Consider the following 25,513-nt stretch of genomic DNA (forward strand, 5'->3'; position numbering starts at 1 on the left):
TTTGGCTTAATTTTGGACAGAATAGCTCTATTCTGTCCTTTTTTAGCTCAATTTTGGACAGAATGGCGATTCCGCCTCAATCACCCAACTAATTCCCTCACCAATAACACCACTAACCACGCCAACGCTACCACCAACAAGCCGACTACCCATCGCAATCCATAACTAGCCACCGCAGAAGTAGCCACCAAAACGGCTTCTGAACGCACAGTATCAACGGTTTCTTGGAGTGAAGCGGGTGCTTCCAAATTTTCCACTTCTAGCAACTGGGCATTCACTAACAAGCGGTCCTCAAAGGTGGGGATTGGCGTACAAGTCAGCAAGGTTAACAGATTAGCGTCAGCAACAGCTTCCAAGGCAGCTACATCGTGAGCACCGATGACCGCTGACTCGGTCACGGTGTAGTGATATTTATTGTGGTTGTAAAAAAGAATCAAATCGTCGCCAGCCACAAGCTGATTAATGTGCAGGAACAAGGTTTGGCCGTAGTAGCCGCGGTGGCCGGCGATGACGGTGCGCGCGCCGCCAGCGCTAGCCCAACTAACCTCTGGCAAGTCGCTGCCGGCTAAAAAGGCGGTCGCAGTCGCTAAGTTTTCCGGACTCGCCCCAAAATGCACTGGCAACAGTTGACCGAGACGAGGTATTTGCAACAAGGCATAAGTAGTCGTGTCCACCGCTATGTCGCTACCCGCCTCAAAGGGGTCTTGCAAATTCACCTCCGATGCCGACGCTAGCTCCGTAACACGTCCTCCACCCGCATCCCATTGGCGGCTCAAAACTTCTACGGCTTCATTTTGCACGTCAGTATCATAATCGGCGGCCAACGACCGTGCGAACACGAGTGCGACAGCAACAGCTGCAAGCATCAACAGCAAGCCCAATAAGTGTCGCCATTTCATGTTACCGCCTCCTCCTACCCCGACCCCGACGAACACGCCAAATCACATAGACAACAAGCAAACTCAACACGCCTACCACGGCCACAACCGCTATCAGAAAGGGATTAACCCGCGCTGGCAAACCTATGACCTCCTCTGCATCACCCGAAAAAGCATCATCGACCCGCACCCCACGTACCAACAAACGATGGGAGTTGACCATGTAGGGTGTACAGGTTAACAAGGTTAAATAGTCGCCCCCCTCGATGACTTGAATCGCTTCAATCGCATTCGGTTCGACCACTTTAATTTGATCGACCTGATAAGCCAACGTTTCATACAAATTGGTCACGTAAAATATATCCCCCGTTGCCAACCTATCGAGTTGCCGAAACAGCTGCGCCGTGGGCAACCCCCGATGCGCCGTTAAAAACGAATGGGTATCAACTCCTCCAATGGGTAAGGCGGTGCCTTCCAAATGGCCCACCCCCTTTTCTAAAACAGCCGCCGAAGTGCCTGCGTAGATGGGCAGTCGTTCGTTGATTTTAGGAATAACCACATAACCTAAAAGCTCTTGCACTTCCAACATCCGCGCATATTCCGCAACGCCTGCTTCTTCCTCCGCCGTCCAAGGGTCTGTAATCTGTTGATAATTAACCGCACGGTTGTAGGCTTGAGCCAAGGCCAAACGTTCGTCTTTTTCCGTATCCGCTAGAGCTTCCACGCCACTTTGAAAAGCCGTAATTTCTTCATTGGCTACTTCAAAATAAATATAATTGGAAACCAAAGGGTACAAAATCAATCCCGCACCCAGCAAAAACAGCAACACAAAAAACCACATAGAGGAAAAGAAGCGGTGATATTTATTAGGCTTTTTCACGGTTTTTTCTCCTTTTTGACGGAATAAAAAGCAACAAGAAAATAGCTAAAAGTGCAATACCGCCGTAAGTGGCTAGACGCACATAAAGGGAATTCCAGCGCCAACCACCGTCGTCTTCAGCCGCTAAGGCCTCCTCGGGAAAATAGGCCGTCCGCCGTCCGCGAACAATCAAACGGTGACTGTTAATCATGTAAGGCGTGCAAGTCAACAACGTCACGTAATCGGCACCATTCACTAGCTCCAACTGGCTATAATCCGTCGGTTCAATCACATCAATCTGATCCACCTCATAAGCCAGCGTGCCTGCCAAAGTATCCACATAAAAGATATCACCGATGACCATTTGATCCAGGTCCGTCCACAAGCGCGCGCTCGGTAGCCCACGGTGCGCTGTCAAAACGGCATGCGTGCTCTCTCCCCCAACCGGCAAAGTCGTTCCTTCTAAATGCCCAACCCCTCGCGACAAGACCGTATCCGTTGTCCCAGCAAACAGCGGCAATTTGGAATCAAGCTTAGGAAGCGTCACATATCCCAGCTGCTCGTTGACCTCCAACATCTGCGCATAGACCGCACGCCCCTCTTCCTTCTCCTCATCGGAATACGGATCACTCAGGGACTGCCCGCCACCTGACGTGAGCGTTGAATTGTAAGCCTGCGCCAACCGCAGCCGGTCCTCGCGCTCTTCATCGGTCAACTGCTTGGCCGCCACCTCAAAATATTCAATCTCCGTATTCGCCGCCCGCCAATACAAAAACTCACTCACAAACGGATAAGCCAAAACGCCCATCCCGACCAACAGCACCAAGATGGACAAAATCAAACCTTTTTCCTTTTTAATAAATACCCCTAATTTCTTCATTGAAGCCTCCATCCTTGCTGGTCTTGCATCTGCTCTTCCTCCTCTTAGGCAAGAAACACAGCTGAACCGCCATTATCAATCATCACTATCGCAGTTCTCCTGACCGTGTGATCGGTATAGCCACCATCCAAGCATGAAGATACCTATCGTCAAAACAATCACCCCATAAACCAACCAATTTCCCGTAGCCGGGATGGCAGTCACGCCGCCAGCAGTCACAGGCATGTTTTTAACCTGCATCAATTCCGTCGCGCCCGATGTGCTTGTAACAGAAAAAGCGATAGGTTCCGTCAATAAAGCATAAACCACCCCCTCGACGACCGGGGCTTGGATTTCTTCCAACCAGTAGTCGCCCAATGGGACATCGACCAATTCAAAATACCCTTCATCGTCCGACTCCAAAACCAAGTCAAACCCTAAATCATCCAATAAATACCGCTGCTCCTCGTCGTAAACTTTAAAACGAGCCCCCCTTAAGCCAAGTTCGGCATTCAAGGCCGAAACTTTGCGAAAACCATAGCTACCTATTTCCGTGCGATAATTATCCATTTCTAACACTACGGTTTCATCGGCTACCACATCAAAATACAAACGTTCTTCATTCAATTCAAAGGGCGTTAAGGTTGCCACTTCTTGAAAGTAATAGCTCCCCACGGATAAACCCGTCACAACAATACGACCTTCATCATTGGTCCTTAAAACATCACCCGCTATCTCCGGATCAAACGCACCATTATGAGCAGCCCCTAAAGGAAACTGCCCTTCCTCATCAGCGGCCGCAAACAAGAAAAATGCGACACCTGCCAACAACTCCCGTGAGTCACCGCTGACCCCATATTTAATTAAGACAACATCGCCCGTTGCTTGCAAAGGTTTTGGGTAGGCGGTATTTATTTGAGGAAGTGAAACAAGAAACGGAACAAAAGCGTCTGCCTTAACGTAATAAATAGCCGCAGGCAAATCAGTAATCACTACCTGCCCATCGGCATCAGTCGGTGGACTCGTTAGCCTAGCATAGCGCTCCGTCAAAGCCGCATCATCCATCGCATTCAACTGGGAAAGTGTCGCATCGGCATCATCAACAACCGCATCAATTTGCCACAACTGAAACTGGACATCCGCCTGGTCAGTGACAAGCGTCAAACGATGGGTCTCACCACTAGCCAACACACTTTGCATAGGCAACAAAAGCCAAGCCATTAAAAGACAGACAAACACTTTTAATTTCACTCAAACACCTCCCTAGAAAATATTACTCTCATCAAAACCAAGCACACACTTGGCTTTGATGAAAGGATGACCGTCGTCATCGCATTCATTGATTATCTAATCGTTCGCAAAACGTTTTTTAATCATAAATAAAGCCAAGCCAATAATTAACACACCGGCAACGATAAAGATAATTGCACCAATTCCCCCTGTGTTTGGAATAATAGGTGCTTGTGAGTTATTAACGACCGTTCCTTCAGCTAACTCAACCGTCAACTCCGTTTCCGTTTCATTATACGAACTAGCATTAACGGTAAAAGCTAAACCATCCGCTAAAGCAGCTGGAATCACAAAACCATCCGGAGCTTGTGTTTCCACTAAATAGTAAGTCGTAGCACCCGTCGCAGCATCCGATCCTTCTTCACCATAAGCCAAACCTTTAATTTCAAAGCGACCATCGGCGCCAGATGTTAAAATGGTGGCCGTATCTTGCGCGCCCCAAGTCACTACATTCGCAGCAGCATCATAGTTATAGAAGTCACCCGCTTCGTTACGAATAACAAATTCCGCACCGGCCAAACCTTCACCGTTTGAACGGTTTTCTTTAATAAATTGCTTCCCACCCGTATGGACATCCGTTGTGACAGGTTCATCAGAAGCATCCACATCCGGTTGACCTTCACGCCCAATCACTAAGTTAACCGAGTTGGCTAAATCTGTTGCCACCACAGCCTCTTCCGTAATTTTCACCCGATAAGAAACATACGCATAACCCCCACGGTTAGCGGCTAAGCCATCTGCATGTGAAGCCGCTAAATCAAATGTCCAAGTATTACCATTTGGCGTATCTGAAATCGCAGAACCAGCGGGTAAAGCGGCAACATCCGTCACGGCAAGCGGAGAAAAATGAACTTGTGCAGAACCCGGAACAAATTCTAAGCCCGCAGATAAGGTATCGGTAAATTCAAATTTATTAATCACACCCGCAGGAATCCGCGCTTCCAAGTAATAAGTGATTTCTTCACCTATATCATAAGGTGAATCCATATTGACCAGGTTACCGACCGTTTTTTCTAAAGACGTCGTTGACACGTTTTTAGGATAAATATGTAAATTATCTACATAGCCCGAACCATCCGCATTGGCAAAAGGTAATACGAGACCAAAAGACGTAGAAATTTGTTGATCAATCCCTGGCGTTTCAATTTCTTTGAACCAGTAGTAACCTTGTGGCAAGCTAACAGACGTATGACCATTGCCGTCAGTTAAAGCTAAAGCCGTCCCCGTCCCTGAAGCCGGTCCCGTTGTTGTCCCATCATTATTAGCCGAATAGCTATTATAGTCAGCCTCAGAAATTGCCCAATATTCAAATTGCGCGCCAGCCAACCAACGGGCATTGCCCCCAAAATGACTAATATCTAATGCATCAATATTTTGGATCGGTTGGTAACTTGGTTCAGCGTCCCAAACCACTTTGTGAATATTGACAGTCGTTGATTCAGGAACCGTTTGGGCCTGAACAGGCGTAAGTGATACGAGTGACGAAAAAACAATGGATAATAAAGCGAACATAACAGAAAGTCTCTTTTTCATTGCAATCCTCCAAAAATATATAATTATAATAAATAGCTATTTATTATTAAGCTGTTAGGACGTTAAATCGAACGTCGGCGATGGTACTTAAGCGCACCAAAACTGGCTATGGCGATCATCATCATCCCTGTGACGTAATAAACCACAGTCCCCATGCCACCCGTATGAGGAAATTCTCCTACGGGATAATTTTTAACTTCAATCGTCGGTGGTTCACCGTCAATGAAAGTGACGTAATCCGGATCAAAAGCCAACAAAATATCGCTGCTTCCCTCGAAACTTTCGCGACTCACTTCAATCTCGATTGGGTCAGCTATACCGAGGAACCCAGCAGGCGGACTGGTTTCCACTAAATAATAGTTGCCTAGTGGAATCTGGCTAAAGTCAATTTCACCTTGGGAATTAGTGGTCGCTCGCAATGGCTGACCCTCAATGTTCATAGCAACATCCCCGTTAGGACTTGTACGCAATTCAAAACTTGCCCCACTAAGCGCTTGATTCGTATTCAACCCACTAACCTTACGAATGCTCAGATCATAAGCCTTCACCGCTTCACGATTTTTAATGGTTACAGCTACATCCCCTTGAGGTCTACTAGCCGTATTGTTACTAATCGTAAAGACCGCTTTTTTCCCTGCCGTCGTCGTCGTCCCAATTAAAACTTCGGCTTCAAAATCCTCCAAAGGGATCGGTTGGTCATTCATATCAAACGCGCGAACTTCTTCCACCGTATATTGACCTACTTTTCGCAAAACCGTCGAAGTCAATGTTTCGTTAGCGCGTAAATGAATGGTTTCAACTAAATCACCCGCTGGATCACGTAACGTAATGTCGAAGCGTCGAGCATCCGCTCCAATAAGCTGACTGTCTTTATCAAATAACAACTTTTTAAAGTTAATCAACACCGGATCGATTTGCGGAATCGGAAAATCCGCTGTGCGATTATTGTCGTAAGTCAACCTGGCGAAGTTGTTTGCCTTAAACCATCGCTGAGTCGTAGCGTTATTGACTTGAAGGAAAGACGGATCGATTTCAATCCGATAAGTCATCGTCGCTGTTTTCGTGTCACTGTTCGCAGGCAGATTCAAATCGCCCGCATTCCAATAAATCGTCCGACTTGTCGCATCATATGTAGCCGTCCCTTGCGACGCATGAATCGTCGAGACATTGGAAACCACAAACCCATCCCCCATCTGGTCTTCGATGCGCATGTTAGAGGCGGCTGGCAAAGTCCGCACAATGTCACTCGAAATTTGATTAAATATCGCATTTAAGTCGCTGGATGAGGCGGTCCGAAAATGATTGGCTGAAGTCGCCACCCGCCGCATAACACTATTAGCGGTGGTGTTGCCACCAATATCGAGCCCAATCGAATAAATCGTCGCCCCCATATCCTTGACAAAACCGGCTTCTTTAATCGCATTCACACTGTGACGCATGTAAAAATTACCCATAAATGATTGAAATAACTGAAACTCATCCTGATTAGCTGTCCCCGTCCCAACAATGGAATTATAATTTGAACTTAAACCCATTTGATAGGCCTCATTCATCACATAATTTCTGTAAGAAAAGGATTCAGAATTAGCCATCACGCCAAACTGATTATAATTCAAGGCATAACTTTTAGTCGGATCCCCATCGGACAGAATCACCACATACTTTGGTACATTCGGTCTACTGGAATTATTTAACATATTCCGAGCATGATATAAGCCCGCTTGAATATTAGTAAAGCCTTGTGCATGTCCCCCATAGGGTCCATTACTAGGGTAATCCACATAATTCATCTGATTAATGGATCTCGTCACTTGAGCACGATTGGCTGTTAATTGATTGATCGTTCGAGCGTCCGTATCGTAACCAATCACCCCAATATTAACACCGGGATAATCATTAAACTGATTCACAAAAGTCGTGGCCGCATTTTTAGCATTGACCATTCGACTATTCCTTGACATACTATCTGATTGGTCAATCACAATCACGATATCCGCCAAACGCTCTTCCTTCTTTTGCCCCTTAATTTCCAACGTAATATCCCAAGTGTTCACATAGCCGTCCACTAATTGCACTCGTTTATCAATTTCTAAACCCGTCGGCGTGACCACTTGAGCCGCCATTAATGGGTTAAACATCCTCATGGCACTTTGTGGTTGGTTCGCTCCCGTGTTTCCTAGAGGCCGATTATAAACCACGAACAAGCTCGCATCCTCAGTGACAGCCTCCAAAGCCGTCACTTCTTCACCTAAATTCGTCGTTTCCGGTTCGATTAAAAATTGTTCACCACCAACCGTTTCATTGACTGCATGATACAAGGGACTGTACAAGCCTGCTTCTTCCGATAGAAAGGCAATAATCGCCTCCGTTTCTTGCGATGCCACTATGTCAATCAACTGCTCCTGCGGAACCGCCTGCCCATCCGCCACAAACAAACCCTTTTTTAAATCATCTTTTTGATAATCCAACTCAATAAAATGGTAATCCTGATCACGAACCCCCTCTAAATAAATATCACTGCTAATCGGTTGCGTTAGATCAAAGGCCTCCCGTGGATCTATGCGTTGCTTCTCATCCATACTTGTTACATTATCAACTGGAATAACGGTTTCGGCTATTTCTTCATGCGTCCAAAAAACAATATCGTCATCAGTGATATTTATTGGAGGAAGAAAGGTTTCCGGTATCACAACGCCCTCTTTAACAAGCAGTTGCTCAATGAGCGTGTCGTCGTCGGCAAATTCAACCAGATGGTACGTATCGGTTGAGACGACAGGAATCAGAATGCCATCGGTGGTTATCGGTTGGCTAAGGTCAAACCTCAGCTCAGAACTTGTCACAATCACATCATCGGTGAGTTGCATGACAAAATCGATGGGGTTCTGAGCCAGATAACTTTCGATTGAAAATGTCTCAATTTCTGCCGCTTCAGTGCCAGAGGTTTCAGGCTTGTCGATTGCTTGAAAATACCAGTACTGAAAACCCTCAATTTGGCTAGCCAAGATATCTAATTGCTCACTAGGCACGAGGGTGTCCGCCGGAATCGTTAGAGTCTGCGCAATGGTCTGACTATCAGAAATAAATATCTGGTGCTCGCTCCTCGTTTCGTCGCTTGATTCATTCGTTTCATCTGAGTTCGTTTCTGTTGTGGATTCGTCAGAAGATTCTGAATCAGATTCTGATGATTCAGATTCAGATTCGGATTCAGATGTTTCAGAATTTGTTGACGCATCCGATTCACTGCTTGACTCAGTTGTTACTTCCTTTTTCACTTCAGGAATTTCATAAGTTACTTGATACGATTGTTGATTAAGCTGGGTCGCGTTAGAAATACTAATCGTGTCATGGTATTCATCAAAGCTAACCGACCATTCAAAAGTGTAAGCTTGTTGGTCTTGAGGAAGATAAATAGCATACTGCTCAACATTCGGATCTTTCTGCAAAATGACTTTCCAACTATCTTCCATCACTTGATCATAGGGATCAACCGGTCGCGTTTGTGCAAATTGATCGCGAGTGGTTTGTGCAACAGTGATAGCCTGACTAAGACTGTCCAGTTGCGCTTGCCATTCGGAAATTGAATACGAGAGTTCACTATTTGCCGTTTGTAGCCAAGCGATTTGATTTTGTAATTCAAGTATTGAAGTTTCAGTGGCTGCATTCTTTGCGCGTGTTTGTTCATCTGTATTTTCATCAATTGGGATGAGCGCAGCAGCGTGTTGATTGATTTGATTTTCAAGGCTTGCGATCGTTGCTTGATTGGTTGTCAGTTGACTATTTGCTTGCTCAATATTGGCTGATAATGGGCTTTCCTGATTGGAATAATTGGAAATTGCTGCTTGTAAATTATTTTCAAGTTCCAACAATTCCGTTTCAAAGCGGGTCACTTGCTCGGGATAGTCCTCTTTACCTTGTTTATATTGACGGTAATTACTCACTATTTGTTTAAAGGCTGCTTCGCTTTGTGTAAGCGGTAGCGTTTCCGATACCCCCGAGGCATTAAACCATTTCAGTTTCTGTACTTTACTGGATCCTGCATTAAAATGTAGGACAACATCACCCTCTAGGTGACCATATTGGTTATAGGTCGTTTGCCACGCAATGGATTCAGCGGTTTCTTGGACAGCCGTTAATTTAATGACGTCTTCATTATCATTTCTGACGTTTGTTGATTCGGCCAAAACAATTTGCCAGGGCATCATTGCGAGGACAATTATAATACTCAACATGAAATTATATAGACTCAATTTATTCTTCATCTTCACATTCAATCACCTACTTCTGTCTATAAATTCACTATATATAATTACATTTATTTGTAATTCGAAACCCATTATACTGACAAAAAATATAAATGCAATAGCTTATCAAAAATATTTTTTATTTATATTTTTTTGATAATTATTGTCTCGCCGGCGATTAATAACTACGTAATATGTATTCGCCAACGTTTGCGTTGAAATTTATTTACTCATTATTAGTGTTATATTTACTATCAACTATCGTCAGATAATTTTTTGAAAAAAATAAATATCTCATTTTATTTATGTATACAAATTAATTATTTTTATTTATTGAAAAAATTGACGAGTTAAAAAAACAAAAACTTGGATTAACACAAGTTGATGATGCTTTCAATAGTCCTTTCTAATTTTAGTCAGTGGTATTTATTAATGTTGACGACTAATTTAGGTACAAGATTAATTTCAAAATATTGCTGGTTAATATTTAACGAAAAAATGATAGGCTATGTTATAATTATTTATTATATGCATTGAAGGTGATGACATGGTAACACTCAACGATATATCAAAAGCCTCGGGTTTTTCGCCCGCTACAATTTCGCGCTTATTTAAAAACGATCCAACGTTATCTATTAAACCCAAAACGAAACGCATCATTTATGATACTGCCATTGAGCTTGGTTACCCTATGGAAAAAATTCGTTTTGCTTTTGATAACGTTCTGTTTTTATACTGGATTTCTGAAACGGATGAGCATCAGGACGACTATTTTCGGGAATTGTATAAGCAAATCATGAAGTTTGCGAAAAATAAAAATTTGACCTTAACCGTCTTGCGAAAAGGGGTGTTGGATGCCAGTGTGCTTGCGAATTATGAGGCCTTTATTGCCGTGGGATCTTTTAGCATGGGGGATTTGGAGATGTTGGAAACTTATTTCGACTATGGGGTCTATGTGGAATCGCAACATTTTCAAAATAAATTCGATTCGGTCAACCCTGACTTAGCCTTTATTACTAAAAAAGCGATTCGGTTGTTTCTAGATAAGGGCTATCGTCAGATTGGTTTTGTAGGCGATGCCTATTTTTCGCCTGATTTGTTGGTAGAATCGCGTGATGTTCGCGAAGTTAATTTTAGAAATTATTTGCATTCTTATAGTTTATTGAACGAGAAATTTATTTTTTCAGGAGGAAAGTTTTCAAGAGAAAACGGGCAAGTTTTAGCGAGGCGCATGCTTGCGGGCGATGAATTACCGCAGGCTTTGTTAGTGGCGTCGGATACGATTGCTCTGGGTGTTTTGGATGTTTTGGAAGCGGAAGGTGTAAGCGGCATCGACATAATTAGCATTAACAATATCGTCTCCCCGCTTCACCAGTCGCAAACCTTATCGAGTTTCACAATTGATATTGAAGAAATGTCGCGGACAGCTATTGGTTTGTTGTATGAGCAATTGACTCAGCGGCGTTCTGTCAGCAAGAATGTGTCGATTGGATCTCATTTGTATGAACGAGCGACATTTATTTTAAACAAAATTTAACCATTTAAAAAAGTGGAAATCGCATAAAAAATACGTACTTATATATAGGAGGTGCGTATCAATTGAAAAAAAACGATGAACTTATTGTGTTGGAAATCATGGAGCAACGTGGGGTTTTATTTAACGAAGCGCAGAAAACGCGTGTGCACAATTTAAGACAGGGTTATAAAGGCGAATTGGAATTTAAAAAGTGGTATGATTCGCATTGTAACAAGCGGTGGATATTTGTCGGGGATTATTGGTTTGAGTTTAAGGCGAGAATGCAAGCTGATTCGATATTAATTTCGCCCCGTCAGTGGATTTTGATTGATACTAAATATTACGATGCAGCGTTCGAGTACAAAAACGACGTGTGCTATATCAACAATGTCGCGCAAGAAAAGAATATATTTGATAGTGTCAAGGAGAAAACGCGAAGACTTGCTGGCATTGCCGCCAAGGTTGATACGCGCATTCAAGTTCGACCGGTAGTAGTATTTATTCACGAGAATTGCCATACAACGTTTGATGCGAGTTTGACCGTGGAGGCTATCCAGCGAACACAACTTGCGCGGTTCTTTAATAGCATTCGGGTGGTGGATGAGATGCCCGATTCCTTACTTCAAAAAGTTATGTCGCAATTGGAGTTTTACCGCCGCCCCTATGGATTCCCAGTGGATGCGCTAAAGCCCGAGGGATTTGAGTATGTGCGGGCTGGGACAAGGTGTGGAGGTTGCGGTGGGTTTAATGTCGAGAAGAACCGAAGTGGGCTTAGTTGCAAAAAATGTGGTCGACATGAATCCTTGCAAGAGGTTGTTTACAAACATGCTTATGAGCTACGCTATCTGTTTTACCATCATCCTGAGATGGTGACGGTGAATAATTTGTATCGCTTGATGAATGGTACGATTAGCTTGAAAACGATAAGAAAGCATATGAATACTAATTTTGTGCTGAAAAGACAATCGAATATTTGGTACTATGAAATAAATATCTGAATCCAAAAACGGCTAGCTGAGGTTTTAACTAATAATCATAACCTTGGTTAGCCGTTTTTTTGTGCGGTTGTACTTCTGCGGAGTTAGGGGTTAAAGTGTTTGAGGTTTGGTTGCACTTCTATGGGTGCAGAAGTTAAAGTGTTTGCGGTTTGGTTGCACTTCTACGGGTGCAGAAGTTAAAGTGTTTGGGGTTGGGTTGCACTTCTACGGGCTCAGAAGTTAAAGTGTTTGCCATTCACTTATACTTCTACAACCTCAGAAGTTAAAGTGTTTGCCATTCAGTTGTACTTCTGCAGGCTTAGAAGTTAAAGTGTATTGAAATTCAATCTTATATAGCAAGCTTTTCTTTGTTTACTCAAAATAAGTTAATCTTCATGCCTATAATTCGTCCTGATTTCCACAAACAAAAAACGCATTAACTTCTGCAGGCTCAGAAGTTAAAGTGTTTGCCATTCACTTTAACTTCTACAAACCTAGAAGTTAAAGTGTTTGCCATTCAGTTGTACTTCTGTAGGCCTAGAAGTTAAAGTGTTTGCCATTCACTTCTACTTCTGCAGGCTCAGAAGTTAAAGTGATTGAGGTTTGGTTGCACTTCTACGGGTGCAGAAGTTAAAGTGTTTGAGATTCAGTTGTACTTCTACGGGCTCAGAAGTTAAAGTGTTTGCCATTCACTTGTACTTCTGCAGGCTCAGAAGTTAAAGTGTTTGCCATTCAGTTGTACTTCTACTAGCTCAGAAGTTAAAGTGTTTGCCATTCAGTTGTACTTCTACTAGCTCAGAAGTTAAAGTGTTTGCCATTCAGTTGTACTTCTGCAGGCTTAAAAGTTAAAGTGTTTGCCATTCACTTGTACTTCTGCAGACTTAGAAGTTAAAGTGTTTTGAATTCAGTTGTACTTCTACTAGCTCAGAAGTTAAAGTGTTTGCCATTCAGTTGTACTTCTGCAACCTTAGAAGTTAAAGTGTTTGAGATTCACTTGTACTTCTGCAGGCTCAGAAGTTAAAGTGTTTGCCATTCAGTTGTACTTCTACTAGCTCCGAAGTTAGAGTGTTTGCCATTCACTTGTACTTCTGCAACCTTAGAAGTTAAAGTGTTTGAGATTCACTTGTACTTCTACAACCTCAGAAGTTAAAGTGTTTGCCATTCACTTGTACTTCTGCAACCTCAGAAGTTAAAGTGATTGGGATTCAGTTGTACTTCTGCAGGCTTAGAAGTTAAAGTGTTTGAGATTCACTTGTACTTCTGAAGGCTCAGAAGTTAAAGTGATTGGGATTCAGTTGTACTTCTGCAACCTCAGAAGTTAAAGTGTTTGCGATTCAGTTGTACTTCTACTAGCTCAGAAGTTAAAGTGTTTGCGATTCACTTGTACTTCTGAAGGCTCAGAAGTTAAAGTGTTTGCGGTTTGGTTGTACTTCTGCAGGCTTAGAAGTTAAAGTGTTTGCGGTTTGGTTGTACTTCTGCAGGTTCAGAAGTTAAAGTGTTTAGGATTCAGTTGTACTTCTACGGGCTCAGAAGTTAAAGTGTTTGCCATTCAGTTGTACTTCTGTAGGCTCAGAAGTTAAAGTGTTTGAGATTCAGTTCTACTTCTACAACCTCAGAAGTTAAAGTGTTTGGGATTCAGTTGTACTTCTGCAGGCTTAGAAGTTAAAGTGTTTGCGATTCACTTACACTTCTACAACCTTAGAAGTTAAAGTGTTTTGAATTCAGTTGTACTTCTGCAACCTTAGAAGTTAAAGTGTTTGCCATTCAGTTGTACTTCTGTAGGCTCAGAAGTTAAAGTGTTTGAGATTCAGTTGTACTTCTGCAGGCTCAGAAGTTAAAGTGTATTGAAATTCAATCTTTTATAGCTAGCTTGTCTTTGTTTACTCAAAATAAGTTAATCTTCATGCCCATAATTCGTCCTGATTTCCACAACCAAAAAACGCATTAACTTCTGCAGGCCTAGAAGTTAATGTGTTTGCCATTCACTTCTACTTCTACAACCTCAGAAGTTAAAGTGTTTGGCGTTTGGTTGTACTTCTGTGGGTGCAGAAGTTAAAGTGATTGAGGTTTGGTTGCACTTCTACGGGTGCAGAAGTTAAAGTGTTTGAGGTTTGGTTGCACTTCTACGTGCTCAGAAGTTAAAGTGTTTGGCGTTTGGTTGTACTTCTACGGGTGCAGAAGTTAAAGTGTTTGAGATTCAGTTGTACTTCTACGGGCTCAGAAGTTAAAGTGTTTGCCATTCACTTGTACTTCTGCAGACCTAGAAGTTAAAGTGTTTGAGATTCACTTGTACTTCTGCAGGCCTAGAAGTTAAAGTGTTTGGGATTCAGTTGTACTTCTGAAGGCTCAGAAGTTAAAGTGTTTGCCATTCAGTTGTACTTCTGCAACCTCAGAAGTTAAAGTGTTTGCGATTCACTTACACTTCTGCAAGCTCAGAAGTTAAAGTGTTTGCCATTCACTTCTACTTCTGCAACCTTAGAAGTTAAAGTGTTTGAGATTCAGTTCTACTTCTACAACCTCAGAAGTTAAAGTGTTTGCCATTCACTTCTACTTCTGCAACCTTAGAAGTTAAAGTGTTTGAGATTCAGTTCTACTTCTACAACCTCAGAAGTTAAAGTGTTTGCCATTCAGTTGTACTTCTACAACCTCAGAAGTTAAAGTGTTTGCCATTCACTTCTACTTCTACAACCTCAGAAGTTAAAGTGTTTGCCATTCAGTTGTACTTCTGCAGGCTCAGAAATTAAAGTGTTTGCCATTCAGTTGTACTTCTGCAACCTCAGAAGTTAAAGTGTTTGCCATTCAGTTGTACTTCTGCAGGCTTAAAAGTTAAAGTGTTTGCGATTCACTTATACTTCTGCAACCTCAGAAGTTAAAGTGTACTCAAAAACGCCGAATGTGTGCACCACACATTCGGCGTTCCTTGTCGTTTAACCCTCAGTTTTTAAAACTTTGACATCAAAACCAGCGAGATCAACGGGATTTTCGGCGGGGTGACTGGAAATGGCGTCGGTGTAGCTTGTGTTTTCAGGTAAAGTTACTTGTTGTGGTAGATTGCTAAAGTTCATGACGAAAATATAATCACGACCATCGGCAGCAGTACGGGTTTGGACGGAGACGGCAGGCGATGTTTTGCTAGCACTGTTGCTAACAATGCCTAGATCACCCACTAACCCAGCATAAAAATCGTGTAAGAAATCGTCACCGGTGCGAGCGCCTAGGAGATAGGCTGCACCTGCACTCGCACCCGAATCACTCGCGCCACCTCCTACACCCGCGCCACCTCCTACACCCGCACCACCACCACCCTCACCTGCAGCAGGGATATTTACTGAAAGGGCTGGGGTGTCGCGGTAAAAATCGTCACCGTAGGTGGCTAAAGGTGTGGCGCCGGCTAATTCAAAAACGGCGGCGTAGTCGTGGACGGCGTAAGTGCGATGACCCCCAACAACGAGCGAATTGCTTTGCGACGGGTAATAGACGTCGGTTTCACGTAGGCGGATGCCGAGTAAATCTTGCAGGCCGCTAAGCATGCCGGTATCGTAAACCAGGTCGTTTTCATCGGCTACGCCGGACAGGTAAGTGTAGACAACCGTGCCGCCACTGGCGACGAAGGCCTCGACTTTGGCCAACAGTTCGGCCGAGTGCATGTAAAGCATTGGCAGTACAATTAATTTATAGCCAGCAAAATCATTGTTCTTGGTAAGGACATCGACATGAATATCCGCCTCCCAAAATGGGCGGTAGTGCTGGTGAAGGGTGCGGTGGTAATGCATGTTAACCTTGTTAAAGCCCTGGATGTCTTGCAAAATCCACGCGTTTTCCCAATCATAATAAATACCTACTTCCGCCGTCTTCATGCTAGCGACCAAGCCGTCGAGTTGACCGAGGTCAGCGCCGAGCTTCACCACATCCCCATAGACGCGATTGCGTTCAACCGGTACATGACCCAAAACAGCGCCATGAAATTTTTCGGAGGAGCCTTTGGACGCCCGCATTTGAAAATACATCACGCTGTCGGATCCGTGGGCTAAGAGTTGCATGGATGACAGTTGGTGAACTTTGGGGCGTTTTGCACGATTGATCGGATGCCAATTAACTTGGCTAGGTGTTGATTCCATGATTAAAAACGGCTGTTGTTTCAAACTACGATACAAATCGTTAATAAAGCCAAGCTTCATCGCTAAGTCGGCTTCCGTTTCCCAGTCGTTGTGCCAAGCGGGGTAACAATCCCAGCTGACAAGGTCGACGACTTGGGCAAACTTGGTGTAATCTAAACCTTGAAAAGGAATCAAATCCATCGTATCGGCCATAAAGTTGGTCGTTACAGGCACATCAGACGAATATTTACGCAAGGCCTTTTTCTCCTGCAAATAGAAATCAATGGTTTGGTCGGTGACGAAACGGCGCCAATCCAAGTTTAAAGCATGCACAGCGGTCTCGCCCACTTCCGACGGCGAATGAATTTGCGACCAATCGGTATAGGTATGGCTCCAAAAGGTGTTCCAGTAAGCTGCGTTGACTGCTTCCAAACTACCATATTTTGCTTGCATCCACTGACGAAAGGCGATTTGACAGTTATCACAGTGGCAATCCCCCATGTATTCATTCGATAAATGCCACATGAATAAATTATCCCGCTGACCATAGCGTTCAGCCAGCTTTTCATTCATAATCCGCACTTTCTCACGATAATTAACGGACGTGAAGCAGTGATTATGCCTTCCGCCAAAAAGCATTCGCTCGTTGCGAGCATTCACCCGTAAAACATCGGGATATTTATTAGCGAGCCAATGCGGGCGCGCACCTGAAGGTGTGCCCAAAATCACTTGCATATCATTAGCGGCTGCCTTATCAAAGACCGCATCCAGCCATCCGAAGTTAAACTGCCCTTCCTCGGGTTCTAAAATCGACTAGGCAAACATGCCGACAGTAATCGTGTTAATATTAGCGGCTTTCAGCAACGCAAAATCTTCTTCCAGCACCTCGGGCTGGTCCAGCCATTGCTCAGGAAAATAATCTCCACCGTGTAAAATTTTCATCTCGACTCTTATCCTTTCGTCCCGCCGGCGGTTAAGCCTGATACAAAGTTATCTTGGAAAAGCAAGAAAACGATGACCACGGGCACACTAATTAAAATTGATCCGGCAGCAAATTTGGTATAACTTGCTGTCATAGGGTTGGTAACTAATTGATACAATCCAAGGGGTAACGTATAACTTTCCACATTGCGCAAGACAACAGATGATAAGGCGAAATCGCCTAAAGGGCCGGTAAAACAATTAATAGCCACCACGGATAACATCGGTTTGGCTAAGGGCACCAAAATATTCATCAAAATCCGCGTCGGGCTTGCTCCATCTATCTTAGCACTTTCGTCCAAAGAAAGCGGAATGGTATCAAAATAACCTTTCATCAAATAGGTGTTCATTGGAATTTGACCACCCACATAAATAAATACCAGAAACATGTGATTATTAATTAACCCCAACATCTGCCCTAAAACAAAGATCGCAATCAAGGCCGAAAATTGTGGAATCATTTGTAATAACATAAACAACATCAAACCATTTTTACGCCCTGTGAATCGAAACCGTGAAAAGGCGTAGGCCGTAAAAGTCACGAATACGGTTGACAACAACATCGTCGCAATCGACACTTTCACCGAGTTTTTAAACCAATTAATATATTGCAATGACCCCTCATTCGCAAATAAAGCCTGATAATGCTCTAACGTTGGATTGTCGGGAATCATCCGTGTACTGATTAAACTATTGCCCGGATTAAAGCTAGCGCCAATCGTCCACAAGAGCGGGTACAATATGATAATGATAACTAGTGTAATCACAAGATATGACAATAGTAAAGCAAAATCAAATTTTTTCTTTGTCGGTTGTTTTTGCGCCATCGTTATTGTACCTCCTTAAATGAACTCGACCGTCTAAATTGCCACAAGGCAATGAGAATCACAAACACGGACAGCAAGATCGTTAAAGCCGCTGCCAAAGCATACTGACTATTTTGCATGGTTAACTTATAAATCCAGGACACCAAAATATCCGTTCCGCCAGCGTTGGAGCCTAGCACCGCCGGTCCCCCACCATTAAATAAATAAATAATATTGAAATTATTAAAGTTAAAGGTATATTGGGTAATAATAATCGGCGTCATGGAATACAAAATAATCGGCAAGGTAATCCGTCTAAATTGTTGCCACGCCGTCGCGCCATCCATCACCGCCGCTTCGTACAATTCCCCCGGAATCGACTGCAAGGTCCCGGTCGTCACTAAGAAAATATAGGGAAAACCAAGCCAGGTTTGAATCAGCAAGAGTGCAATCCGCGTCCAATTCGGATCCGTCATCCATGAAATCGGCCCAATCCCCACCACAGCTAAAAGTTGATTGTTAATCGCACCAAACGAATCGTTAAACAAGCCCCCGAAAATCAAAATCGTCACAAAACCCGGGACTGCCCAAGGTAAAATAAAGATCGTCCGAATAAATTTCTTATGCTTCACCTTCCTTTGGTTCACAAGGACCGCCAAAAAAATCCCAACGGATACTTGTAAAGTCGAAGCCACTAACGTCCACACCACCGTCCAACCTAACACATTGACAAAAGTATTTCGCCAAATATCGACGGTGAAGATTTTTTTAAACGTTTCGAGCCCGACCCAGTCAGCCAAATTGGCTGGCGCAGAATGATACAAATCATAGTTGGTAAAGGCCAACGAAATCGTAAATAAAATCGGGAAAATCACACTAAATAACAAAACAAAAAATGCCGGTCCTGTTAATAAATACGGATAGCCTTCGTTCAATATGGCGTGATAGGTCTCCCGGATCGAATTCACCGCCATGCCTTGGTCGATTCGCTGACCATTAAGATAAGCATCACGGATATTTATTAGATAAAAAAAGATGCCTAACACTAAAACAATTAACGCAACTAAGCCCTCTGACAAAAGAAAAATGGAGTTGTCCCTGGGAACTTCCGTCCCCAGAGTCACCAAACCCCACAAGCCAGATTGGAAAAAGTCGCCGAAGACTACCAGAAAGGCGGTGAAAAAGCCTAGTATTAGGAATCCCTTCGTATATTGCCGGTTATTTATTTGCCCTAAACCAGGAATTAAGGACAAAACCGCACTCGTTCGCGCTTTTCTTCCATTCATTTTAAAACCCTCTTCCAATAAATATCCCTATTTCAAAGCTTGATTGGTTGAAATAATTTGTTGAACCGCAATATCGAGCGCTTCTTGAGCCGCCGATTGCCCATTCATCACAATTTGCAAAGCCGCATCCATGGAATTCCAAACTTCATTCATTTGCACAATTCCAGGAATTAAACGCGCATGTTCTGATTGCAAGGCAATCGCTTCGGCTGCATCATTTTCAACAACCGATGGATGTTCAGATAAAGCTAAGACTGCCGGCACTTCTTGCGTTTCCTCATAACGAACCAGTGAATTTTCTTCATTCGTAATGAACAATAAGAATTCCTCAGCTAACTCAGGGTTAGTTGAATAGGAAGAAATATTGTAGCTTTTCACCCCGGCCACCGATTGCATATGTTCCCCATTAGGTAAGATAGGCAATTCTTTCACGCCAAAATTGATGCCAGCCGATTCAAAAGGTTCCAAATTCCATGGTCCTGAAATAATCGCTTGCACGCGCCCTTCAACAAATAAAGCTTCTAACACATTAATTCCTTGCTCGCCAATAATTCCATCAGGGAATAAGCCTTCAGTGTAAAACTTGGCTAGATAATCAACCGCTTCAACAGACCCTGCATTGTTTAAGCCAATATCTTCCGTCAAATAGTTCCCATCATCATCTTGGTTGAAAATGTAACCACCGTAACCACCAATCGCTCCCATGGCATAGTACAATTGATCAAACAAAGCTAAGAAAGCAAAGGACTCATTGGTATTGTTTTGCGACAAGTCATACCACCCATCCAGTGTCGTCGGCAATTCTTCTTCTGAAATTAAGTCCTTATTATAGAAGAGAATTTGCGTTTCAACCGATTTTGGTAAACCATAAAGAACACCATTGACCGTCTGTGATTGAACAGATGCTTCGGTGAACGTTGCTTTAATCTCATCTGAAACCTCGATCGGTCTAACCAATCCCTCAACCACCGCCGTTCCGATTTGGTCCGCCGGCATGGTAAAAACATCTGGCCCCGATCCCGCCGGTCCATCTAAACGCAAATCTTCCAATTGCTGCGCATAGGCTTTTTCGATAACTAAAATACTCACGCCATGTTCGGCTTCGAATTTTTCAACCGCCGCTTCGATGCCGATGCTCTTGTTCACGTCCTCCCACACCACTAAATCATACTCTTCTTGGGCTGAAACTCCCGCCACTCCACTGCTGACCAAGGCACTGACCGCCAAGACCGAACTCAACAACAACTGACCAAATTTTTTCATGTTACAACTCCCTTTCTTTTTGCAATCGCTTACTACACCTTGATTTTAACAAGCCCTTTTAAATAAATATCACTTTTTCCGCAAAAAGATAACTTTTTAGTAAAAAAATTTACTAACTTAAAAAGTGGAAATGGGCATTTTTTACGTATTTATATATAGAGGGGGTTGTCGCAGCGTTATTTATTAAAAAGGAGGTTTTATGGAAAAGAACGTTGAGTTGCGAGTGTTGGAGGCTTTGGCTGTGCGAGGTGTGCCGGTGGATGAGGCAGCTTTGTCGAATTTGCGGGCGGGTTATGAAGGCGAGCAGAAATTTGCGAGGGCGGTGGTGGAGTTTGGCTTGTCGCATCTGATGTGGGTGGAGGATTATTGGTTTAAGGTAGGAAATGGGCCCAAGCGGCAACCGGATTTTTTGTTGATTTTGCCTTATGAGTGGGTGGCGATTGACGTGAAAAATTATCAGTCGCGTTTTGAATATCGTGAGGGCAAGTGTTATTTGAATGGCGGGACGACGCCGATGGATAATATTGTTGTGGCTGCGCAAAATCGAAATCAAAGTTTGCAAAAAGTAGCCCGTGAGGTCGCGGGGAATATTTCGGTCCGATCAGCTTTGGTCTTTATCAATGAAAATTGTCATGTCTATCAGGATGATATGCCGTGTGATGTGGAGCTAGTCCCGCGCACGTTATTAAAGCCCTTTTTGGAACAGTACCTTGGAACGGGTGTGGTGAAGGACTGGTTGAGAGACAGGACGTTGTCAGTGTTGGATAAGTATCAGACGGAATATGGCTTTGAAGTGAAGGGGCTGCGGGTTGAGCAGTTTGGGGAGCTGAGGAGAGGGATTGTTTGTGGTGGGTGTGGGCAGTATGGGCTGGTCAAGAATAAATTGCATATTCACTGTCCCCATTGCGGTGCTGAAGAAGCCACTGGAGATGTTGTTAAGCGACACGCATTACAGTTGAGGCTGGTTTTTTATGATAATCCGGAGATGGTGACAATTAAAAATGTTTATGAGTTGATGGGTGGTGGGATAACACAAAGAACTGTTAGGACATATATGTATAAACAATTTAAAGTAGTAAATAAAGCGCGAGCATCCTACTATGATATAGATTTATCAGCGAAAAAATCTGTTACTCTTTTATCTGACGGAATTTCTAGCGTTTAACGTCAGATTCTTGAGTATCTGACGGGAACTCAGGCGTTTAACGTCAGATTCTTGAGTATCTGACGGGAACTCAGGCGTTTAACGTCAGATTCTTGAGTATCTGACGGGAATTCTAGCATTTGACGTCAGATTCTTTTTTCAAATAAATACACCCCTCAAAAAACACCAAATCCCCACCTACACGCAACCAAAAGGCGAACTAGGTGGGGATTTTTATTAGTCTTTCTTGCGTGCTCGTTGTTCTTTAGCCATTTGGCGGCGGAGTTTTTTGGAGCCGCGCTCTAAATCGTGCTCGAATTTGCGCGTTTGGAAGTCTACGAACAAGGTTTCGAGGTCGTAGTCGGCGGGATAGAGGTCGGCGGCACGTCCAACGACGGACAAGCGCTTGACATGGACATTAATAACTTCGCTTTGATAAAAAACAGCGACATTATTATAATCATCAACTTCCGCATCATAAATTAAACCGAAGTCATCGTGATCGAGCAACTTCACTCGGTCACCTCGCGAGAAGGTGACAGTTGGCTTAGAGTCGGCTGCTACCACTTTTTTCTTAGGCGTAGCCTCCCCTTCAGCCAATAACTCCATCCGATACTCCTTAGTCGCAATGTACTCAGCCGCGCGATCCAAGACAGCCTCGGGAATCTGCATTTTGCGCGCAATCCACAAAGCGTTACTCGCACCCGACTGCCCAATCAGCAATTTGTACAATGGCTCCAAGGTTTCCTGATTAAACTGCATGGCTGCATTCATGAATGCTGGATGCTGCTCCGAAAAAGCCTTAATCTCACCATAGTGCGTGGTTGCCACGGTTAAAGCACCTTTCAAATAAAACTCTTCCAACAAAGCAATCGCCAAACCGGCACCTTCGTTGGGTTCTGTTCCACTTCCAATCTCGTCCAGCAACAGCAAGGTATTACGACCGGTGTCGCGCAAGATTTGCGACAAATTTTGCATGTGCGAACTGAAAGTGCTCAAGGCATTTTCCAAACTTTGATTGTCGCCCATGTCTACAAAAATTTTATCGAAAACCGCAACATCCGTCCCGGCTTCACAACGAATATGCAAACCAGACATCACCGCCAACGTGACCAAACCAATGGTCTTCAGCACAATCGTCTTCCCACCCGCATTAGGCCCCGTAATCACCAACGACCGATAATCCTCACCAATTTCAAAATCCAAAGGCACCACATTCCCCGTCAACAAAGGATGCACACACCCAACCAAACGCACGCGACCTTCGGCATTTATCCTAGGTTCCATCCCCTCAATCGACTTACTATACTTAGCCTTAGCGAACACCATGTCATAATGCGCAATCAAATCAATGTTCTGTTGAATCTCCCGCAAATATTCCGCCACACTCCCGGTCAAAGTCGCCAGAATTTGGTACTCCAGCATGGACTCTTCGGCTCGCAAACCAGCCAATTCTTGGTTGTATTTATTCACAGCGGTCGGTTCAATAAATACCGTTGATTCTCGCGAAGACGTCTCGACAATCGTGCCATCCACTTGGTTTTTGTAAGCCGCCTTGATGGGAATGGTGTAGCGTTGGTCCTTCACGCTGATCACAAACTCCTGAATGTAATTCTTATAAGTCGAGGAGCTGAGGTATTTATTTAGACGGTCTTTAATTTTTTGTTCGGTGGTTTCGATTTGTTGACGGACTTTTTTGAGTTGCTTGTCGGCTTGCGAATCGACGCGATTATGAGAAATCGCAAAATAAATAGCGTCCTCGACGTGGCTGAGGCTGGTCATGCCCTTGGCGTAGGCAACCAAGAGGGGTGCCTGAAACGCCTTATTGTTCATGAACTGCTTAATACTGCGACAACCCCGCAGAAAATCAGCCACACCAAACAGCTCAGACGCTGATAAAATCATGCCCTTTTCGACTTTGTCGATAGTAACGTCGATGGAAGTGAGCCCCATAAACGGCACGCGCGTCCCCATGTCAAGGATGGCGCGGGCTTGGGTCGTCTCAGCCAGGCGATTTTGCACGACATCCAGCCGCGGACTCGGATTAAGGTCTTGCATTTTTTTCTTGCCCAACTCACTCACGCAAAAAGTCGTCACGTGGTCGCGCAAAGTATCATATTCAAGTTTTTCATAGGTATTTTGATTCATTTTCTTCTCCTTGGTTGTGTCCAAGACCCCTACCGGATGCATTTCAATAAATATCCCCAAAATAAAAGAGCCGCAGTAATCGCTACCGCAACTCTTGTCATTATTTAGTCGTCGCCAAATACACCTCAGGGTGGTGGTGACGTTTAATGTGTAAAGTATGGTAGGTTTCTTTTAGTCATAGGCAGGGTCAAATAGAGCTTCCGCTTTTGGCGAAAACTGCCTGTCAAACGACTTAAAGCTTATTTAGTTTCTATTAAAAAGAAACTGCCACACTCACACACTTCACCCTTTCGATTGGGGTTGATTGAAATCAACTTTACGAGGTAAGTATAAAGGATTTTTGGGGGGAGAGCAAGGGTTCCTTTTTTATTTTTCTATAATAATGAAAATAAAGATAGCAATTACATTCAAGGATTATGCAAAAAGGATAAAAAAGAAACTCCCACTACCGATTACAGTAGTGGGAGTTTAAAGTCCAGCAGTGCCAGACTTCCAACCAACGAGTTTAGTCGTGGCCAACTTTAAAGTTGTTTCCTCATGTTCATTATATTAATCGTTATTGAGAAAGTCAATTAGTTTAGATAAAGTAGGTAAAAATTTATTATATGAATCACAACTTTTGTATAAATGCGTATTTATCTTCATTCTTTCTACTAATTGCTGACCATCTTGAAAACGTCTTTTTTTAAGTTTTTGAGTAGCAAGTCTATTATGAAGATAGAACAAAGCAACTAAATCATTAATCTTGTAATATTTTACATTTCTTAAGTTAATTCCTATACTTCTTGAAAAAGTTGTTATTTCAGATGTAGGGTTTTTTCTCATTTTAAGCTTTTCAGAGTATATATTAATGAAGTAAATATTGTTATGTGCACAACAATTTCGAATGTTTTTTATAAACTTTAATGTTCTGTCTAATTGCTGAATGCTAGTTACTGTTTTCCGGTGGTGGTAGAAGTTAACAAATTTAATCAATGTTCCAAAATCAACAATCTCAAGAAATACCCAAATAGGGATATCTGCAGAACGTTTATCATACATATCTTTTAGATATAAATTACGTTTGAAGCGACTAATAGAGTTGTTGTAATAGGCAACATTCTCTAAACGAAAATTCTTAAAATCTTCTAAAATTGTATAGCCATCTTCTTCAGGATCATTTGTAATTAAATCCATTAGTAAAGTTTTTGTATAGTGTTCAACATCTAAAGTCATACTTAACAGATATTCTCTAAGACGAACATCTATAGAAGCCATATCCACTAAAGCCTCAAAATCAAGGTTTATATATTTGTTATGTTGATTTTTATCAAAATTTTTTCGATAACTCGTCAATCTGTAAAAATAATTATGAGTTACTAGGATTTCCTTAATTTGATTATCAGTGTGTTTGTATGTTGTGATGCCTTTATCTTTGATTTTTTCTTGAATAAGTATATTATATTCTAACTTTGGCCGTCTATCTGAATCCATTCTATCACATCCTTTCGTTTTATATTTTATCATAAAATAAAAGTATAAATTAATATTATAATATTCGAAATCACCAAATTCAGGATATAATTTGTTTGTAATAAATTGAATCTTGAGCAAAGATTATCTCTTAAATATCAAAAAAGCCTTTAAACTCTGATA

Annotated in this window: 16 protein-coding genes; 3 read left to right on the top strand and 13 right to left on the bottom strand. The window is 42.9% G+C overall.

Features of this window, described 5'->3' with window-relative positions; translation table 11 throughout:
• Nucleotides 1–80: 80 nt before the first annotated feature.
• The 6 genes from NRE15_RS05520 to NRE15_RS05545 all read right to left on the bottom strand — a co-directional run bounded on the left by NRE15_RS05520 (nt 81) and on the right by NRE15_RS05545 (nt 9,678).
• A complete protein-coding gene (locus NRE15_RS05520) occupies nt 81–899 on the bottom strand; it encodes a sortase (RefSeq protein ID WP_313794597.1) in 819 nt (272 codons plus the stop codon).
• Between the two features lies 1 nt (nt 900).
• Nucleotides 901–1,758 carry a class C sortase gene (locus NRE15_RS05525; protein ID WP_313794598.1) on the bottom strand — a complete coding sequence of 286 codons (858 nt, stop codon included), beginning with the start codon at nt 1,756–1,758 and terminating at the stop codon, nt 901–903.
• Nucleotides 1,745–2,617 (bottom strand): class C sortase, encoded by an 873-nt coding sequence (locus NRE15_RS05530; protein WP_313794599.1) that lies wholly within the window; start codon nt 2,615–2,617, stop codon nt 1,745–1,747. The genes NRE15_RS05525 and NRE15_RS05530 overlap by 14 nt, the downstream gene beginning before the upstream one ends.
• 75 nt (nt 2,618–2,692) lie before the next feature.
• Complete coding sequence (locus NRE15_RS05535) at nt 2,693–3,847, bottom strand: SpaA isopeptide-forming pilin-related protein (RefSeq protein ID WP_313794600.1); 1,155 nt, start codon at nt 3,845–3,847, stop codon at nt 2,693–2,695.
• A gap of 96 nt (nt 3,848–3,943) precedes the next feature.
• The gene (locus NRE15_RS05540; protein ID WP_313794601.1) at nt 3,944–5,419 is read right to left on the bottom strand and encodes a SpaH/EbpB family LPXTG-anchored major pilin; all 1,476 of its coding nucleotides are present in this window, start codon (nt 5,417–5,419) and stop codon (nt 3,944–3,946) included.
• Nucleotides 5,420–5,481: 62 nt separating this feature from the next.
• On the bottom strand, nt 5,482–9,678 hold the full coding sequence (locus tag NRE15_RS05545) for a VWA domain-containing protein (protein ID WP_313794602.1): 4,197 nt from the start codon (nt 9,676–9,678) through the stop codon (nt 5,482–5,484).
• Between the two features lie 529 nt (nt 9,679–10,207).
• On the opposite strand from NRE15_RS05545, the gene NRE15_RS05550 reads away from it, so the two are divergent.
• Complete coding sequence (locus tag NRE15_RS05550; RefSeq protein ID WP_313794603.1) at nt 10,208–11,197, top strand: substrate-binding domain-containing protein; 990 nt, start codon at nt 10,208–10,210, stop codon at nt 11,195–11,197.
• A 62-nt stretch (nt 11,198–11,259) separates the two neighbouring features.
• Nucleotides 11,260–12,174, top strand: a complete 915-nt coding sequence (locus NRE15_RS05555; RefSeq protein ID WP_313794604.1) for a nuclease-related domain-containing protein — start codon at nt 11,260–11,262, stop codon at nt 12,172–12,174.
• Between the two features lie 2,906 nt (nt 12,175–15,080).
• Here NRE15_RS05555 and NRE15_RS05560 read toward each other — a convergent pair.
• From NRE15_RS05560 to NRE15_RS05580, 5 genes are read right to left on the bottom strand one after another with little or no spacing between them, the layout of a single operon-like run.
• A complete protein-coding gene (locus NRE15_RS05560; RefSeq protein WP_313794957.1) occupies nt 15,081–17,060 on the bottom strand; it encodes a beta-galactosidase in 1,980 nt (659 codons plus the stop codon).
• 3 nt (nt 17,061–17,063) lie between these two features.
• Entirely contained in the window at nt 17,064–17,192 is a 129-nt protein-coding gene (locus tag NRE15_RS05565; protein WP_313794605.1) for a beta-galactosidase, read from the bottom strand.
• An 8-nt stretch (nt 17,193–17,200) separates the two neighbouring features.
• On the bottom strand, nt 17,201–18,058 hold the full coding sequence (locus NRE15_RS05570; protein ID WP_313794606.1) for a sugar ABC transporter permease: 858 nt from the start codon (nt 18,056–18,058) through the stop codon (nt 17,201–17,203).
• A 2-nt stretch (nt 18,059–18,060) separates the two neighbouring features.
• Nucleotides 18,061–19,323, bottom strand: coding sequence for a carbohydrate ABC transporter permease (locus tag NRE15_RS05575; RefSeq protein ID WP_313794607.1), 1,263 nt, complete (start codon nt 19,321–19,323; stop codon nt 18,061–18,063).
• A 27-nt stretch (nt 19,324–19,350) separates the two neighbouring features.
• Nucleotides 19,351–20,586 carry an extracellular solute-binding protein gene (locus tag NRE15_RS05580; RefSeq protein WP_313794608.1) on the bottom strand — a complete coding sequence of 412 codons (1,236 nt, stop codon included), beginning with the start codon at nt 20,584–20,586 and terminating at the stop codon, nt 19,351–19,353.
• A 199-nt stretch (nt 20,587–20,785) separates the two neighbouring features.
• Between NRE15_RS05580 and NRE15_RS05585 the strand changes: the two genes are divergently transcribed.
• Nucleotides 20,786–21,751: a nuclease-related domain-containing protein gene (locus tag NRE15_RS05585; protein WP_313794609.1), complete on the top strand. Its 966-nt coding sequence runs from the start codon at nt 20,786–20,788 to the stop codon at nt 21,749–21,751.
• A gap of 216 nt (nt 21,752–21,967) precedes the next feature.
• On the opposite strand, the gene NRE15_RS05590 is transcribed toward NRE15_RS05585, so the two are convergent.
• Nucleotides 21,968–23,878 carry an endonuclease MutS2 gene (locus NRE15_RS05590; RefSeq protein WP_313794610.1) on the bottom strand — a complete coding sequence of 637 codons (1,911 nt, stop codon included), beginning with the start codon at nt 23,876–23,878 and terminating at the stop codon, nt 21,968–21,970.
• 549 nt (nt 23,879–24,427) lie between these two features.
• Nucleotides 24,428–25,351 (bottom strand): Abi family protein, encoded by a 924-nt coding sequence (locus NRE15_RS05595; RefSeq protein ID WP_313794611.1) that lies wholly within the window; start codon nt 25,349–25,351, stop codon nt 24,428–24,430.
• Between the last annotated feature and the right edge of the window lie 162 nt (nt 25,352–25,513).

Origin of the sequence: Fundicoccus culcitae, assembly GCF_024661895.1 — a bacterium.
In the GTDB taxonomy this organism is placed as follows: domain Bacteria; phylum Bacillota; class Bacilli; order Lactobacillales; family Aerococcaceae; genus Fundicoccus_A; species Fundicoccus_A culcitae.

Bases quoted from the DNA above. Each gene is read 5' to 3' on its own strand.
- NRE15_RS05520 (WP_313794597.1), bottom strand. From the start codon at position 899: ATGAAATGGCGACACTTATTGGGCTTGCTGTTGATGCTTGCAGCTGTT.
- NRE15_RS05530 (WP_313794599.1), bottom strand. From the start codon at position 2,617: ATGAAGAAATTAGGGGTATTTATTAAAAAGGAAAAAGGTTTGATTTTG.
- NRE15_RS05540 (WP_313794601.1), bottom strand. From the start codon at position 5,419: ATGAAAAAGAGACTTTCTGTTATGTTCGCTTTATTATCCATTGTTTTT.
- NRE15_RS05545 (WP_313794602.1), bottom strand. From the start codon at position 9,678: ATGAAGAATAAATTGAGTCTATATAATTTCATGTTGAGTATTATAATT.
- NRE15_RS05550 (WP_313794603.1), top strand. From the start codon at position 10,208: ATGGTAACACTCAACGATATATCAAAAGCCTCGGGTTTTTCGCCCGCT.
- NRE15_RS05565 (WP_313794605.1), bottom strand. From the start codon at position 17,192: ATGAAAATTTTACACGGTGGAGATTATTTTCCTGAGCAATGGCTGGAC.
- NRE15_RS05570 (WP_313794606.1), bottom strand. From the start codon at position 18,058: ATGGCGCAAAAACAACCGACAAAGAAAAAATTTGATTTTGCTTTACTA.
- NRE15_RS05575 (WP_313794607.1), bottom strand. From the start codon at position 19,323: ATGAATGGAAGAAAAGCGCGAACGAGTGCGGTTTTGTCCTTAATTCCT.
- NRE15_RS05580 (WP_313794608.1), bottom strand. From the start codon at position 20,586: ATGAAAAAATTTGGTCAGTTGTTGTTGAGTTCGGTCTTGGCGGTCAGT.
- NRE15_RS05585 (WP_313794609.1), top strand. From the start codon at position 20,786: ATGGAAAAGAACGTTGAGTTGCGAGTGTTGGAGGCTTTGGCTGTGCGA.
- NRE15_RS05590 (WP_313794610.1), bottom strand. From the start codon at position 23,878: ATGAATCAAAATACCTATGAAAAACTTGAATATGATACTTTGCGCGAC.
- NRE15_RS05595 (WP_313794611.1), bottom strand. From the start codon at position 25,351: ATGGATTCAGATAGACGGCCAAAGTTAGAATATAATATACTTATTCAA.